This window comes from Geodermatophilus sp. SYSU D01119, assembly GCF_054049975.1.
In genome coordinates, this window is the sequence record NZ_JBJGYL010000030.1 from 33,406 (window position 1) to 48,670 (window position 15,265).

Sequence of the window (15,265 nt, forward strand, 5' to 3'; positions counted from 1 at the left end):
CGTAGGGCGGGATTCCCGCGTCCGGGCCGGTGAGGGCCGCGTGGCGGTCAGGTGGCGGGGGTGACGCCCACCTCGGCGAGCGTGCCCGCGAAGCCGTCCTCGGCCGGCACCAGGCCGGTCACCCAGACCAGCACGTACCGCGTGGTCACCGGCTCCTCGAAGGCCAGCTCGGCGGTGCCGTCGACGGTGCCGGCGGCCGCGACGGCGAAGGAGTCGAGCTCTCCGTCGGGGGCGTCGCCGGTGCGCACCTCGACGGCGATACCCGGCGTGGTGGTCGTGAGCGTCACGCCGCCCACGGCCTGCGCCGAGCCGAGGTCGTAGACGATGCCGACGCCGGGCTTGAGGTTGCCGAAGTCGGCCGAGCCGCGGTAGCTCAGCGTCGACCAGGTGGTGGCCGGGTCGCCGTCGAAGGACGCGGGGACCTCGTCGTCGTTCTCGGGCTCGCCGTCGCCGAAGGGGTCGAACACCGCGCCGCCGGCGAGGGCGACCGGGCCCGCCGCCGCGGAGGAGGGGGCGGCGCTGTCCTCGGCGGGCGCGCTGCTTGCGGGAGCCGGAGCGGTGGCCCCGGGGGCCGAGTCGACCTCGTCGGAGACCGACAGCACGTTGTTGCCGACCCACAGGGCCAGCAGGACGACGACGACCAGCGCGGCCAGCGGCAGGCCGATCACCAGCAGGCGGCGGGACACGCTCGAGCGCGGCTCGTCGTCCTCGTCGTCGTGGTCGGTGCCGGCCAGGACGTCGTCGTCGTCCCAGACGTCGTCGCGCCAGGTGTCCTCGTGCGGGGTGTCCTGGTACGGGGCGTCCTGGTGCGGGGCGTCCTGGTGCGGGGCGTCCGCCGGCTCGGCCCGCTGCGGCGCGGCGGACGGCACCGGCGGCAGCGCGCCGGGGGTGAGCCGGTGCGGCCCGCCGTCGGCCACCGGGGTGACCGCCTGGGTGGCGTCGGGCCGGGGGCCGGACTGCTCGGCCTCGCGGTGCTCGCGGAGCCGGCGCAGCCAGCCGCTGTCGCTCTCGTCGCGGTCGCGCACGGGGACGGAGGCGTGCGAGCGGGGCCGCTCGGCCAGCAGCGCGGCCATGGCGGCGGCGCTGGCCAGCCGCGCGCCCGGCTCGGTGGAGCGGGCGCGGCGGACCAGGGCGGCGAGGTCGGGCGCGGCGATGACCGGCGCGGGGCCGGGACCGTCGGCGGTGCGGCCGGTCAGGCAGTACTCGAGCAGCGCGCCGAGGGCGGCGATGTCCTCCTGGACGCTGCCGGCGGCGGCGGGCACGGCGCGCAGGCCGACCAGCCCGTTGGGGCGCAGCACGACGGTCTCGGGGCCGAGGCCGCCCACGGCCAGGCCGACCCGGTGCGCCTCGGCGACGCCCTCGGCCAGCCGGCGCAGCACGGTGCGGGCCTGGCGCTCGTCCATCGGCCCGGACTCGAGGCGCTCGGCGAGGGTCTGGCCGTCGATCCACTCGTTGACGACGTAGGCGACGCCGGCCTCGCCGCCGGTGCCCTCCGAGGCGTCGTAGACCATCGCCAGCGCGGGGGTGGCCAGGCCGCCCGCGGTCAGCGCCCGCGCGATCCAGGCCCGGGCGGGCGGGCCGCCGGGGACGTGCACGCGGATGGCGACGTCGCGGTTGAGGATCCGGTCCTTGGCGCGCCAGCTGTGGATGACCCCGCTGTCGGTGCGCTCCTCGGGACCGATCTCGTCGAGCGGCCGGTAGCGGTCCGGGAGCCCGGTGATCGTCGACGTCACGGACGCTGCCGACCCCCTGTCTGCTCCCTGCCGGAGGCACGCCGCCCCGGCACCGGTGTCCCGTACCCCGCCACCCCGTCGCTCACCCGCGGCCCAGCCGCGCGCGGACGGCGGCGAGGGGCTCCCGGAGCTCCGGGACACGGGCGAGCGCGAAGCCGGCGAGGGCCGTGACTCCGACGACAACCGTACCGATCACGAGGGTGGCGAGCGAGCCCCCCACCGAGGTCCCGAACGCGTCGTCGGTCACCCCGACGACGAGCCGGCCGAGCAGCCCCGCGACGACGGCCGCGAGCACCATCCGCAGCACCGGGCCGAGGGTGCCGCCGGTGCCCGCGCCGCCGAGGTGGCGGCGCAGCGCGAGGTGCCCGAACGCCCAGCCGGCGAGGTAGGTGGCGCTGGTGGCCAGCATCAGCCCGGCGACGACGTGCTCGGGTCCGACGACCGCCGGCACGAGCAGCAGCAGCGGCACCCGGACGGCCACCATGCCCACCTGGATGAGCGTGGGCGTGCGGGCGTCCTTCATGGCGTAGAACACCCGCAGCTGCAGCAGCGTCACGGCCATCGGCAGCAGCCCGAACGCGCCGATCGCCAGGGCCAGCCCGATGGCGCGGGCGTCGTCGACGCCGGTGTTGCCCCGGCCGAAGGCGACCACCGCGAGCGGCGGGCCGAGCACGGTGAGCGCCGCGCTGACCGGCAGCAGGCCCAGCGCCGACAGGCGGGTGCCGAGTGCGAGGTCGCGGACGACGCCGGGGACGTCGGAGCGGGCGGCGGCGCGGCTCATCCGCGGCACCAGCGCCGTCAGGAGGGCGACGCCGATGATCCCGTAGGGCATCTGGAACAGCAGGCTGGCGTTCTGGAACGCGAAGTTGCCGAGGCCCCCGTCGCGGCCGGCGGCGTTGGCGACGCGGGTCGCCACGATGACGCCGATCTGGCTGACCGCCACGTAGACGACCACCCACACGCCGAGGCTCCCGGCCTCGCGCAGACCCGTCTGGCGCAGCCCCCAGCGCGGCCGCAGTGGCACGCCGGCGCGCCCCAGCAGCGGCACCAGGACCAGCGCCTGGACGGCGATGCCGAGCAGCGTGCCGCCGCCGAGCAGCCACACCTGGCCGGCGGTGATCGTGGCGGGCTCGAGGTCGCCGGGGCCTGCGGACAGCACGAACAGCACGCCGGTGGCGATGACGACGACGTTGTTGAGCACCGGCGCCCAGGCGGGCGGGCCGTAGACGCCGCGCGAGTTGAGGATCGCCTGCGCCAGCGCGCCGACGCCGTAGAAGACGATCTCCACCAGCAGGATCCGCGCCAGCCAGTTGGCCAGCCGGACCTGCTCGGGGTCCTCCTGGATGCCGTACAGCGCGGTGAGCAGCGGCGCGACGGCGATCGCGGCCGCGGTGACCACCACCAGGCCGGCGACCGCGATGGTGGACAGCCGCTGCGCGTAGGCGACGCCGCCGTCGCGGTCGCGTTCCTGCGCGTGCACCAGCAGCGGCACGATGACGGAGGTCAGGACGCCGCCGAGCAGCAGCTCGTAGACGATGTTGGGCAGCGTGTTCGCGGTCGTGTAGGCGTCGCCGACCAGCCCGACGCCGAGGACGGCGGTGAGCACCATCGTGCGCAGCAGCCCGGTGATGCGGGAGACCAGCGTGGCCACCGCCATCGTGCCGGCCGCCCGGAGGATGCCGCGGCTGCCGCCGGGGGCGCCCTCGCGGCGCTGGGCCTCCTCCTCGGTCTCGCCGGGTGCCGAGGGCACCGGCGGGAGCTGCAGGATCGGGATGACCTGCGTCTCGTCGGCCGGGATGAACCGGCGGCGCACCGGCGGGGGCACCGGGGGCAGCGGCCGGTCGGGACGCCGGGCGGGGCCGGGCGCGGGGGTCGCGGGCGGCGTCGCCGACGACGACCGCGAGGGGCCCGGCGGCTGGGACGGCGGCGGTACGGGCGGCCGCGGGCGGGCCGGCGGCGGGACGGGCGGGACCGGCCGCTGCGGCGCGGGCAGCCGCGACTCCGGCGGCGGGGCGACGGGATAGGGCGGCGGGGGCAGCGGGCGCCCGCGGCCGGCCGGCCGGGGGCCGGCCGACGGAGGCACCGGCGGCAGCGGCCGCTGGGCCGGGGCGTCCTCCTCGCTGCGGGGACCGCCGGTCACACCGGGCTCCGGCTCGGCGGGAAGGCCGCGCCGTCGGGCAGGCCGGCGTCGTCGTCGGGACGGCCGCGGCGGCGCAGGAACAGCACGCCGCGGCGGAGGAACAGCAGCCCGAGCAGGACCGCCGCGCCGATGGTGATCGACAGCGAGATCGTGCCGTAGGCGGTGCTGCGGACCTGGATGGCGACGTCCTCGCCGAGCGGGCCGCCGTCGGGCGTGGTGAGGCCGGCGGTGACCGCGAACCGGCCGGACTGGCGGACCTCGGTGGGCACCTCCAGCGTCGTCCGCTCGCCGGGGGCGATCTCCTGGGGGCCGAGGTCGCCGATGGTCAGGCCGACGTTGTCGCGGGTGCGGGCCTCGACCTCCACGCGGACGGCGAAGGGCAGGTCGTTCTGCACGGTGAGCACGAGCGGGGCGTCGCTGGAGGCCAGGCTGTAGGTGCCGTCGGCCGGGGCGAGCAGCGTGACCCGCTCGCGCAGTCCGCCGAGGGTGTCGCGCAGGTCGGCGGCGGCGGCGCGGAAGGCAGCCGGCTCGTCGCGCCAGGACGCCGCGGCGGTGCGGGACAGGGCGCGGTCGTAGGGGGCCAGCGCCGCGTCCGGGTCGCCGACGACGGCGCCGGCCAGGTCGTCGCGCACGCCCTCGGCGCCGGCGAGGTCGGCCAGGCCCTCGGGGTCGAGCGCCGCGGCCTCGGCCGGCTGCACCGGCTCCCCGGCCTCGGCGACCGGCCCGGCGGCCAGGTCGGCGAGCGACGCCGGCCGCAGCCCGGGCAGCGCGGTGTCGGCGATCATCGCGGCGACCGCCTCGGGCTCGGGGTCGACGTCGCGCGGCGGGGCGACCAGCACCGACTGCCCGGCGGGGTCGGCCACCGGCTGCTGGGACAGCAGCACCAGCTCGGCCAGGTAGCGCTGCTCGGCGACCCGCGGGCCGCCGGCGGTGCTGCCCGCCGCGCCGACGACGGCGGACAGGCCGCTGTCGGCCGCGAGCGCCTCCACGGGGCCGTCCGCGCCGGGGACGCTGGTGCGGGCGGCCGCGCCGTCGCCGGTGGTCCCCAGCACCGCCTCGCCGCCGGACAGCGCGCTGGAGGCGACGACGACCCGCTCGACGCCGCCGTCGCGCAGCGTGCCGAGGGTGTCGGCGCGCAGCGAGCCGCCGGCGGCCCAGGCCAGGTCGGTGCGCGGGGTCACGCCCAGCACCTCGCCGAGCAGGGCCGCGCCGGCCGGGCCGGGGGCGGTCTCCTCGTCGTCGGTCGAGTCGCCGGTCGAGTCGCCGGTCGAGTCGCCGGCGGTGTCCGGCCCCGCGGGCAGGCTGCGGGCGACCGCGCCGGGGAGCCCCGCGGCCACCAGCGCGTCGGCGTCGACGTCGCCGTAGGACAGGGCGAGCACGGTGTGGTCGGCGGCGACGGTGCGCAGCCGCTTCAGCCACGCGGCGGCGGCCTCGGTGCCGGTGCCCGCACCCTCCTCGCCCGCGACGTCGTAGGGGCCCTCGGCCATGAGCGCGAGCTCCTCGACCAGGGCCGGGTCGACGGCGACCGTCACGGGGGCGACCGGGGTGGCGGTCGGCGCGCCCGGGGCGAGGACCGTGGGCAGCCGCTCGAGGACGGCGAGCGCGCGGTCGAGGCGGCCGCCCTCGGACACCAGCGCGGTGAGGCCGTCGTCGACGAACTCGCCGGAGGCGTCGCGGTGGGTGCGCTCGACCAGGGGCCACAGCCACGCCACCGACGTCGCGGCCGCGGGGGCCACGGTCTGCTGCACCACGGAGGTGGCGATCTCCCCGACCCGCGACGGCTCGCCCTCGGGGTCGGTGCCGTTGACGTTGAACAGCACCGGGTAGACGCCGTCGCGGTCGAGTTGCAGGTCGGCGGTGGTGGCCGTGTAGGTGAACGACAGGGTGCCGCCCGGCTCGAGGACGCCCTCGAGGGGCTGGAACGGGGCCGTGACGGCGGTGGCCGGGTCGGGGTCGGCGTCGTTGGCCAGCAGGTCGGCCCGGCTGGTGACCACCGCGCCGCGCTGCAGCCGGACGCCGAGGTCGCTGAGTGCCTCGGTGCCGGTGTTGGTCAGCGTGCCCGCCAGCGTGACCGTGCCGCCGGGCGCGACCGTGCGCGGGTCGAAGCGGGTGAGCGTCACGACCACCGGGCGATCGGGGTCGGTCGCGGGCGCCGTCGGTGCGGTGGGCGCGGCCGGGGCGGCGGCGGCCTGCGGCAGGGCGGCCGGGGGGACGGCGAGCAGCGGGAGGGCGAGCAGCGCCGCGGTCAGGCCCGCGCCGAGACCCGTGCGGCGGCAGCGCGTCGCGGTCCCCCGGCGCCGGCCGGTCCCGGCCGCGGGCGTCTCGTGCCTGGGACGGACCTCGCGCGCGGGGTCACGCACTGTCGGCGAGCAGTGCCGGCGCGCGTTCGACCAGCGCCCGCTCGTCGGCGTAGGCCAGCCGGCCGCTCAGCTCGTCGAGGGGGACCCAGGCGACCTCGGTCACCTCGACGTCGGCGTCGGACAGGGCGCCACCGATGGCGCGCAGGAGGAAGTGGTGGACCGTCTTGTGCACGCGCCGGCCCTCGGCCACGAACCAGAAGTCGATGATCCCGAGCGGGGCGAGGACCTCGCCGATGATCCCGGTCTCCTCGGCGACCTCCCGGACGGCGGTGTCCTCGGGGGTCTCGCCCTCCTCGATGTGACCCTTGGGCAGCGACCACAGCAGCCGGCCGCGGCGGTCGGTGCGCCCGATCAGCGCGGCCCGGGGCCCGGAGACGCCGTCGTCGGCGACCACGAGGCCCCCCGCGGAGGTCTCGTCGACCCGGCGCAGACGGCGGCCGGGGCGCCCTCGTCCGCCGGTCCCTGCCATGCCAGGAGGGTAGCGCGAGACGTCGCCTACCCTGGCTCGTCGTGTCCGGAGAGCCCCAGAGTCGTCCGGCCGCCGAGCTCGTCCCGCCGGCGGTCCAGGAGACCGTGCGTGCCCTGGTCGACGTGTCCCCCGTGCTGGTCGAGCTGGGCGAGCGGTTCGCCGCGGCGGGCTTCGAAGCGCACCTCGTCGGCGGCTCGGTGCGCGACGCCCTGCTGGCCGCCGGCACCGGCGTGAGCCTCCCGGACGGCGACCTCGACGTCACCACCGACGCCCGTCCCGAGCAGGTGCTCCGGCTGCTGCGCGGCTGGGCGGGTTCCACGTGGAACCAGGGGATCGCCTTCGGCACGGTGGGCGCCGAGATCCGCGGCACGCGGGTGGAGATCACGACGTTCCGCGCCGACCGCTACGACCGCGAGTCGCGGAACCCGGAGGTGGCCTGGGGGACGTCGCTCGCCGACGACCTCGCCCGCCGCGACTTCACCGTCAACGCGATGGCCGTGTCGCTGGGCCCCGACCGGACGGTGACCGATCCCTTCGGCGGCCTCGGCGACCTGCTCGCGCGGCGGCTGCGCACGCCCGGCCGCGCGTCCGACTCCTTCGCCGACGACCCGCTGCGCATGCTGCGCGCGGTGCGCTTCGTCGCCCAGCTGGGGCTCACCCCGGTCGACGAGGTGGTCGAGGCGCTCACCGGCATGTCCGGCGAGCTGGCCCGCATCACGCCCGAGCGGGTGCAGGCCGAGCTGTCCAAGACGCTGCTGCAGGACTCCCCCCGCGCCGCCCTGGAGCTGTTCGTCTCCTCCGGCCTGGCCGACGTCGTGCTGCCGGAGCTGCCCGCACTGCGGATGGAGATCGACGAGCACCACCAGCACAAGGACGTCTACAGCCACTCGCTGACCGTGCTCGACCAGGCGATCGCCCTCGAGAAGGCGGACCCGGACGCCGGCTCCCCGGATCTCGTGCTGCGGCTGGCGGCCCTGCTGCACGACATCGGCAAGCCGGCCACCCGCCGGCACGAGCCACGCGGGCGGGTCTCCTTCCACCACCACGAGGTGGTCGGCGCCAAGCTGGTCCGCAAGCGGCTGACGGCGCTGCGCTACCCCAAGGAGGTCGTGGAGCAGGTCGCCCGGCTGACGTTCCTGCACCTGCGGTTCCACGGCTACGGCCGCGGGGAGTGGACCGACTCGGCGGTGCGCCGCTACGTCACCGACGCCGGCGACCTGCTGCCCCGGCTGCACAAGCTGGTGCGCTCGGACTGCACGACGCGCAACCGGCGCCGGGCCGCGGCGCTGTCGGCCACCTACGACTCGCTGGAGCACCGCATCGCCGAGCTGTCGGCGGCCGAGGACCTCGCGCGGGTGCGGCCCGACCTCGACGGCAACGCGATCATGGAGATCCTGGGCATCGGTCCCGGCCGTGAGGTCGGCGAGGCGTGGCGGTTCCTCAAGGACCTGCGCCTCGAGCGCGGCCCGCTCGACCCCGACGAGGCCGAGGCGGAGCTGCGCGCCTGGTGGGCCGCGCGGGGCTGACCGTCTCCCCCGCCCGGGTGGCCTCCCCCGCCCGGCCCCTCCCGCGCCGAGGGTCCCGCCGGTAGGACGGAGCGCCGGACCGCGGGACGGGGGCAGGCGTGCACGGAGGGGGGCCGGACGGGCGCGCGCGCCGGCCGGCGTGGCCCTCCGAGGGCGGCACCGCCGCGCTGTGGTCGCCGGCGCCCGGCCTGCGCCGGCCGGTCCTCCCCCGCTCCCGGGTGCGCGAGGCCACCGCCGGCTGCCTGGCGCTGGCGCTGGCGCTCTGGCTGGGCGGCCGGGAGGTCGGGGACGCCTGGGGCGCCGACCCCTACGACTTCGCCCTCGCCGAGGGCGCGGCCGCGGCGGCCGCGCCGGGCACGCGGCCGACCCCCGGCACCGGCGCGGCGCCCGGGCCGCTCGGTACCCCGCCCCCGGCGCCCTCCGCGGGCACCTGGGAGTACCTCGCGGTGCAGGACGACGGCGTGAGCCCGGTCGCCTACGACCCGTGCCGCGCCGTCCACTGGGTCCTCCGTCCCGACGACGCCCCCGCGGGCGCCGAGGAGCTCGTCGCCGGCGCGGTCGCGGAGGTCGCCGCCGCCACCGGGCTGACGTTCGTCCACGACGGCCGCACCGACGAGCGGGTCACCCGCGACCGGCCGGCCTTCCAGCCGGCGCGCTACGGCGACCGCTGGGCGCCGGTGCTGGTTTCCTTCGAGCCGCCGGCCGCCAACCCCGACGTCGGCGGCGGGATCGCCGCCCGCGGCGGCAGCGACGCGGTGCGCGCCGGCGGGCCGGCCGTCTACGTCACCGGCAGCGTGCTCGTCGACGCCGACTGGGCCGCCGGGCGGGTCGGCACCCCCGAGGGCCGCGCCGCGGTGGCGGCGGTGCTGGTGCACGAGCTCGGTCACGTCGTCGGTCTCGGGCACGTCGAGGACCCCGCCGAGCTCATGTACGCGCACAACGACGGCCAGCGCGTGCTCGGCCCGGGCGACCGCGCGGGGCTGGCGCGGCTGGGCCGCGGGGCCTGCGAGCCCGGCCTCTGACCGCTCCCCCCTCGGGGTGGCCGGCCGGAGCGCCCGCTACCCGGCGGGCGGTCCGGCCGGGAGGATCCGCGGGAGGACCGACGGGAGGACGGCGCGTGCACGGGGGACACCAGGACGGGCGCGGCGGACGGCCGCCGTGGCCCCCGGAGCAGCCCGGCTCCGGCGGCCGGCTGCCGCCCGCGTGGGCAGCGCCGCAGCCGCCGCCGCCCTGGGCGCCCCCGCCCCCGCCCCCGCCGCCGCCCGCGTGGGGGCCGCCCCCGGTGCCCACCTCCCCCACCGGCCGCGTGCCGCAGTGGGTGCTCGACCAGGCCACCGGCCGGCCCGTCGCGCCACCGGACCGGCGCACCTGGGCGCCGCCCGCGCCGCGCCGCCGCTCCTCCCCCGTCCGCGCCCTGCTGTCGGTCGGCGCCGTCGTCGCGCTGAGCCTCGGCGCCGCGCACCTCGCCGGCGAGCTCTCCCGGTCCGCCCCCGCGGACCCCGACTCCTCCGCCGGCGGCGGGCTGCTCGGGGTGGACGGCGACCGCCCTCCCCCCGGCCTGGGGTCCGAGGCCGCGCCCCTCGGGCGGCCCGGCGCCGCCCCGGACACCGGCGGCTACGCCTTCGTGCAGCACCAGCCCGACGGCGTCACGCCCGTGGCCTACGACCCCTGCCGCCCGGTGCACTACGTCGTCGCCCTCGACGACGCCCCGGCCGGCGCGGAGGCGCTGGTCGCCGACGCCGTCGCGCGGGTGTCGGCGGCGACCGGCCTGCGGTTCGTGGCCGACGGGACCACCGACGAGGCGTGGTCCGAGCAGCGCCCGGCCCACCAGCCCGACCGCTACGGCGACCGCTGGGCGCCCGTGCTGGTCAGCTGGTCGACGCCGGAGGAGGTGCCCGAGCTCGCCGACACCGTCGCCGGCCTCGGCGGCAGCGTCGCGTACTCGGCGGGCGGCCCGTGGGTCTACGTCTCCGGCGCGGTCACCCTCGACGCCGGCTGGTCGGCCGGTGCCGCGCTGTCCCCGGGCGGGCGCGAGGAGATCCGCGCCGTGCTCATGCACGAGCTCGGCCACGTGGTGGGACTCGACCACGTCGACGACCCCGCCGAGCTGATGCACGGGACCAACGCCGGCCAGACCGGCTTCGGCCCCGGCGACCTCGCCGGGCTGGCCCGCCTGGGCCGGGGGGCGTGCGAGCCGGGCCTCTGAGGCGTCAGCGGGCCCGGGTGGCCCGCGCGTAGCCGGCGGCGGTGAGCAGGTAGACGCCGGCCACGACGAGCAGCGCCGGCACCGACCGGCCCGACGCGGGCAGCAGGAAAGCCCCGGCCACCAGCGCCGCTACGTAGGTGACGTTGACCAGCGTGTCGTAGACGGAGAAGACGCGGCCGCGGAAGTCGTCGTCGACGCGAGCCTGCAGGGTGGCGTCGACGCAGATCTTCACGCCCTGCGCGACGAAGCCGAGCACCAGCCCGGAGGCGACCATGCCGGGCGGGGCGAAGGTGAGCACGAGCCCGAGCTGCAGCACCCCGCCGGTGGCCAGGAGCAGGAGCACCCAGCCGCGGGTGCCCAGCCGCCGCACCGCCGGGGGCGTGACCGCGGCGGCCAGCAGCGTGCCGGCCGACCCGGCCGCGAGCACCTGGCCCAGGCCCACCAGCCCGCCCGGGAACAGCGGCCCGGCGCCGTCGGTCAGCGTGTTGCGGTAGAGCAGCAGGGTGAGCAGCGTCAGCAGGCCGTAGCAGAGCCGGTGCGCGCCGATGGCGGCCAGCGCCGCGGCGGCCGGCGGGTGCGCGGCCACGTGCCGGGCGCCGGCGACCATGCCGCGCAGCACCTCCCGCGCCGCCACCGGGGCGGGGCCGGTGATGGAGTCCGGCCCCAGGTGCGCCGTCCCGAACCCGGCGGCGACGGCGGCCGAGGCCAGCCACGGCAGCGCCGCCGCCAGGGCCACGGCCGCGTAGGCGGAGTCACCGGGCGGCGCGAGCTGCAGCAGGCCGAGCGCGACCAGGCCCCCCGCGACGGTGGCCACCGCGCCCGACGTCGTCGACAGCGCGTTGGCCGGCACCAGCGACGCCGGGTCGGTGGTGTGCGGCAGCCCTGCCGACAGCGCCGACAGCAGGAACCGGGTGACGGCGAAGACGGCCAGCCCCGCGGCGTGGAAGGGGACGCCGGCGTCGCCGGCCAGGACGAGCGCGGCCAGGACGGCGACCAGCCCGGCGCGCAGCAGGTTCGCCCGCACCAGCACCTGCCGGCGGCTCCACCGGTCCAGCCACACGCCGGCGAACGGCCCGACCACCGAGTAGGGCAGCAGCAGGACGGCGAAGGCGGCGGCGACGTCGACCGGGTCGGCGGCCCGCTGCGGGTTGAACAGCACCGTGCCGGCCAGCGCGGCCTGCAGGACGCCGTCGCCGGACTGGGCGAGCAGGCGGGTGGCCAGCAGCCGGCGGAAGTCGGCGCGGGCGAGCAGGTGCCGCACGGAGGTGTCGGCGCGCGGCACCCGCTCACCGTACGGCGCGGCCTCGCCCTCCCCCGGCGGCCGGACTGTTGCACACTGGGATCGATGTCCTCGGTGCCCTCGTCACCCGATCCCGAGTCCGGCCGCCCCGCTCCGGCCGTCCCGGGCCGACGCCGCGCGGCGGTGCCCCAGTTGTCCACGGGCACCCTCGACGACGTGGGCCCCGGGTCGCTGCTGGTGGCGATGCCGGCGCTGAGCGACCCGAACTTCGCCGGCACCGTCGTCTACGTGCTCGACCACAACGACAGCGGCACGCTCGGCGTGGTCCTGGGCCGGCCGAGCCAGGTCGAGATCCGCGACGTGCTGCCGGGCTGGTGCGACCTCGCCGTCGAGCCGGGCGTGTTCCACGTCGGCGGCCCGTGCGAGACCGACACCGCGCTGTGCCTGGCCGCCTGCCCCGGCGAGCGCGCGGAGCCCGCCGGCCTGCGGCGGGTGGCCGGCGACGTCTACCTCGTCGACCTCGACGCCGACCCCGACGCCCTCGACGGCGGGCTGACCGGCCTGCGGGTGTTCGCCGGGTACGCCGGGTGGTCGCCCGGGCAGCTCGCCGGCGAGATCGCCGAAGGCGCCTGGGCCTGCGTGCCGGGCACCCCCGAGGACGTGCTCAGCGACCTCTCGGGCCCCGAGCTGTGGCGCGCGGTGCTCGGCCGCCAGCGGGGACGCCTGGCGGTGCTGTCCACCGCGCCCGCCGACCCCTCGGCGAACTAGGCCGCCGGCCTCCCCCGACACGCCGTCCCGGGAGGCGCCGGACGGGCGGCCCGTGGTAGGAATGAGGCCGGAGGGGGCGGTCTGGGGAAGAGGCCGCCCCCTCCTCCCATGCCCGGGCCCCGCTCAGATGCCCAGCGCCGCGGCCACCTCGGGGTGCGCGGTCGCGTCGAGGGCCTGGTCCTCGCCCGGCAGCGCGATGGTCCGCGCGCCGTGGTCGGCGAGCGTCACCGTCACGTCGGTCCCCTGGCCGGGCAGCTCCGTCTCGTACTGCAGCAGCAGCTCGCTGGTGTCGTCGACGGCCACCGACCAGCCCGCGTCCGACGCGTAGACCGTCGCGAGCCGGCTGTCGATCGACCGCTGCCCCTCCCACGTGACCGCCCCGAGGAACGCGCCGGCGTCGTCGGCCTCCTCCGCGCCCAGGTTGAGGACCACCTGCACGAGGACGTCGGTCAGCGGCACCGCGTCGGGGCCGGTGGCCAGCGGGCGCCGCACGAACGGGACGTCGGGCAGCCCGGCGGCGGAGAGCGCCTCGGGCAGGCCGGGGACGTCGCCGAACCAGACCTGCTCGCGGGTGAAGAACAGCGTGCGGACGTCGTCGGGCCGCCCGTCGCCGTAGGTGGTCACGGCGCGCGCCCGGCCGGCCGACCCGGCGAGGTCCACCTCGCCGGTGAGGGTGAGCAGGCCCTCCTCCCCGAACGGCGCGGTGACGACGACGTCCGCGCCGCCCTCCTCGGTCTCCCGGGCCAGCAGGCCGGCGAGCACCTCGGCCTCCTCGGCGGTCACCGGGTCGCCGGGCTGCCGGTCGGCGCCCTCGTCCGTGCAGCCGGTCAGCCCGACGCCGAGCAGGACGAGCGCGGTCGCGAGCAGGCGGCGCGGCATGCGGGCCAGCGTAGGCAGCCCGGGGGCGGCACCGGACCCCCGACAGGCCGCAGGCCCGCCCCCCGGGTCGGGGGACGGGCCTGCGGGCACGCGGGACGCGGCTAGCGCGTCAGCGCTCCATCTCGCCGCGGATGAAGGCCTCGACGGCGTCGCGGGCCTCGCTGTCGCTGTACTGCACCGGCGGGGACTTCATGAAGTACGACGACGCCGAGAGGATCGGGCCGCCGATGCCGCGGTCCTTGGCGATCTTGGCGGCGCGGACGGCGTCGATGATGATGCCGGCCGAGTTCGGGGAGTCCCAGACCTCGAGCTTGTACTCCAGGTTCAGCGGGACGTCGCCGAACGCGCGGCCCTCGAGGCGGACGTAGGCCCACTTGCGGTCCGACAGCCACGGCACGTGGTCCGACGGGCCGATGTGCACGTTGTCGGTGCCCATGTCGCGGTCGACCTGGCTGGTGACGGCCTGGGTCTTGGAGATCTTCTTGGACTCCAGGCGCTCCCGCTCGAGCATGTTCTTGAAGTCCATGTTGCCGCCGACGTTGAGCTGCATCGTGCGGTCGAGCTGCACGCCGCGGTCCTCGAACAGCTTGGCCAGCACCCGGTGGGTGATGGTCGCGCCGACCTGGCTCTTGATGTCGTCGCCGACGATCGGGACACCGGCGGCGGTGAACTTGTCCGCCCACTCCTTGGTCCCGGCGATGAACACCGGCAGGGCGTTGACGAAGGCGACGCCGGCGTCGAGGGCGGCCTGGGCGTAGAACTCGGCGGCCTGCTGCGAGCCGACGGGCAGGTAGCAGACGAGCACGTCGGCGCCGGACTCGCGCAGGGCCGCGACGACGTCCACGGGCTCGTCGTCGGACTCCTCGATGGTGGCCCGGTAGTACTTGCCCAGGCCGTCGAGGGTGGTGCCGCGCTGCACGGTGACGCCCAGCGGGGGGACGTCGGCGATCTTGATGGTGTTGTTCTCGCTGGCGACGATGGCCTCGGAGAGGTCACGACCGACCTTCTTGGCGTCGACGTCGAACGCTGCGACGAACTCCACGTCGGAGACGTGGTACTCGCCGAAGCGGACGTGCATGAGGCCCGGGACCGAGGTGGTCTCGTCGGCGTCCCGGTAGTAGTGCACGCCCTGCACCAGCGAGGCGGCGCAGTTGCCGACGCCGACGATGGCGACCTTGACAGCTCCCATGGTCTTCCCTTCTCCCTGGACCGGGTGGTCCGTGTCGCGGGACCGTTCCGGTCCTGGCGGTGGCTGCGCTGGCGGGCCGCAGCCGGTGGTGCGGACAGGCCTGTGCTCAGTCCTGCCCTGGTGCGTTCTCCGGTGGTCCGCTGCCGCTGCGGTCCGCGGCGTCCTGCCCCGGGCCCGGGGAGCGGCGCTCGCTGTCGATGAGCTCGGACAGCCAGCGGACCTCCCGGTCGACGGAGTCGAGGCCGTGGCGCTGCAGTTCCAGCGTGTAGCGGTCGAGCCGTTCCCGGGTCCGCGCCAGTGAGGACCGCAGGCCGTCCCGCTGCCGTTCGACCGTGCGGCGGCGCCCCTCGAGGATGCGCAGCCGCACGTCGGCGGCGGTGTGCCGGAAGAAGGCGAGGTGGACGCCGAAGAGCCTGCCGTCGTCGTACGCCTCGGGGCCGGCCTGGCTGACCAGCTCCGCGAAGCGCTCCTTGCCCTCCGCGGTGATCGTGTAGACCACCTTCCCGCGCCGTCCGGTGAGCGGCGGTGCGTCGGCCGGCAGCGGCGCCCCCCGGTCGGGCTCGTCGGTGGTGACGAGCCCGGCGGCGTGCAACCGCTTGAGCGCGGGATACAGCGACCCGTAGGAGATGCTGCGCAGGCCGCCCAGCACCTCCGCGAGCCGCTTCCGCAGCTCGTAGCCGTGCATCGGGGCCTGCTGCAGCAGTCCGAGGATGGCGAACTCGAGCACCTCGCCCCCCATCGGCTCCTGCCGGTCG

12 protein-coding genes are annotated in these 15,265 nt (G+C 77.5%); 4 read left to right on the forward strand and 8 right to left on the reverse strand.

What is annotated here, in order from left to right; all coding sequences use genetic code 11:
* Positions 1–47: 47 nt before the first annotated feature.
* From ACI79X_RS19710 to ACI79X_RS19725, 4 genes are all read right to left on the reverse strand, one after another.
* Positions 48–1,733 carry a hypothetical protein gene (locus ACI79X_RS19710; RefSeq protein ID WP_457027116.1) on the reverse strand — a complete coding sequence of 562 codons (1,686 nt, stop codon included), beginning with the start codon at positions 1,731–1,733 and terminating at the stop codon, positions 48–50.
* A gap of 82 nt (positions 1,734–1,815) precedes the next feature.
* Positions 1,816–3,873, reverse strand: coding sequence for a murein biosynthesis integral membrane protein MurJ (murJ, locus tag ACI79X_RS19715; protein WP_457027117.1), 2,058 nt, complete (start codon positions 3,871–3,873; stop codon positions 1,816–1,818).
* Positions 3,870–6,233 carry a DUF6049 family protein gene (locus ACI79X_RS19720; RefSeq protein ID WP_457027118.1) on the reverse strand — a complete coding sequence of 788 codons (2,364 nt, stop codon included), beginning with the start codon at positions 6,231–6,233 and terminating at the stop codon, positions 3,870–3,872. Before ACI79X_RS19720 ends, murJ begins: the two co-directional genes overlap by 4 nt.
* A complete protein-coding gene (locus tag ACI79X_RS19725; protein WP_073422062.1) occupies positions 6,226–6,702 on the reverse strand; it encodes an NUDIX hydrolase in 477 nt (158 codons plus the stop codon). The genes ACI79X_RS19720 and ACI79X_RS19725 overlap by 8 nt, the downstream gene beginning before the upstream one ends.
* Before the next feature lie 41 nt (positions 6,703–6,743).
* On the opposite strand from ACI79X_RS19725, the gene ACI79X_RS19730 reads away from it, so the two are divergent.
* The 3 genes from ACI79X_RS19730 to ACI79X_RS19740 all read left to right on the forward strand — a co-directional run bounded on the left by ACI79X_RS19730 (position 6,744) and on the right by ACI79X_RS19740 (position 10,434).
* Positions 6,744–8,228, forward strand: coding sequence for a CCA tRNA nucleotidyltransferase (locus tag ACI79X_RS19730; protein WP_457027119.1), 1,485 nt, complete (start codon positions 6,744–6,746; stop codon positions 8,226–8,228).
* A 98-nt stretch (positions 8,229–8,326) separates the two neighbouring features.
* Complete coding sequence (locus tag ACI79X_RS19735) at positions 8,327–9,250, forward strand: matrixin family metalloprotease (RefSeq protein WP_457027120.1); 924 nt, start codon at positions 8,327–8,329, stop codon at positions 9,248–9,250.
* 260 nt (positions 9,251–9,510) lie between these two features.
* A complete protein-coding gene (locus ACI79X_RS19740; RefSeq protein ID WP_457027121.1) occupies positions 9,511–10,434 on the forward strand; it encodes a matrixin family metalloprotease in 924 nt (307 codons plus the stop codon).
* A gap of 4 nt (positions 10,435–10,438) precedes the next feature.
* Here ACI79X_RS19740 and ACI79X_RS19745 read toward each other — a convergent pair whose 3' ends face one another.
* Entirely contained in the window at positions 10,439–11,716 is a 1,278-nt protein-coding gene (locus ACI79X_RS19745; RefSeq protein WP_457027122.1) for an MFS transporter, read from the reverse strand.
* 63 nt (positions 11,717–11,779) lie between these two features.
* Here ACI79X_RS19745 and ACI79X_RS19750 point away from each other — a divergent pair, with 63 nt between their 5' ends.
* Positions 11,780–12,442, forward strand: a complete 663-nt coding sequence (locus ACI79X_RS19750; protein ID WP_457027123.1) for a YqgE/AlgH family protein — start codon at positions 11,780–11,782, stop codon at positions 12,440–12,442.
* 123 nt (positions 12,443–12,565) lie between these two features.
* On the opposite strand, the gene ACI79X_RS19755 is transcribed toward ACI79X_RS19750, so the two are convergent.
* The 3 genes from ACI79X_RS19755 to ACI79X_RS19765 form a co-directional block, all read right to left on the reverse strand.
* The gene (locus ACI79X_RS19755; RefSeq protein WP_457027124.1) at positions 12,566–13,321 is read right to left on the reverse strand and encodes a hypothetical protein; all 756 of its coding nucleotides are present in this window, start codon (positions 13,319–13,321) and stop codon (positions 12,566–12,568) included.
* A gap of 109 nt (positions 13,322–13,430) precedes the next feature.
* Positions 13,431–14,510 (reverse strand): inositol-3-phosphate synthase, encoded by a 1,080-nt coding sequence (locus tag ACI79X_RS19760; RefSeq protein WP_457027125.1) that lies wholly within the window; start codon positions 14,508–14,510, stop codon positions 13,431–13,433.
* A 106-nt stretch (positions 14,511–14,616) separates the two neighbouring features.
* Positions 14,617–15,249 carry a PadR family transcriptional regulator gene (locus tag ACI79X_RS19765; protein WP_457027126.1) on the reverse strand — a complete coding sequence of 211 codons (633 nt, stop codon included), beginning with the start codon at positions 15,247–15,249 and terminating at the stop codon, positions 14,617–14,619.
* Positions 15,250–15,265: the final 16 nt, after the last annotated feature.

Bases quoted from the DNA above. Each gene is read 5' to 3' on its own strand.
- ACI79X_RS19755 (WP_457027124.1), bottom strand. From the start codon at position 13,321: ATGCCGCGCCGCCTGCTCGCGACCGCGCTCGTCCTGCTCGGCGTCGGG.
- ACI79X_RS19750 (WP_457027123.1), top strand. From the start codon at position 11,780: ATGTCCTCGGTGCCCTCGTCACCCGATCCCGAGTCCGGCCGCCCCGCT.
- ACI79X_RS19765 (WP_457027126.1), bottom strand. From the start codon at position 15,249: ATGGGGGGCGAGGTGCTCGAGTTCGCCATCCTCGGACTGCTGCAGCAG.
- ACI79X_RS19760 (WP_457027125.1), bottom strand. From the start codon at position 14,510: ATGGGAGCTGTCAAGGTCGCCATCGTCGGCGTCGGCAACTGCGCCGCC.
- ACI79X_RS19725 (WP_073422062.1), bottom strand. From the start codon at position 6,702: ATGGCAGGGACCGGCGGACGAGGGCGCCCCGGCCGCCGTCTGCGCCGG.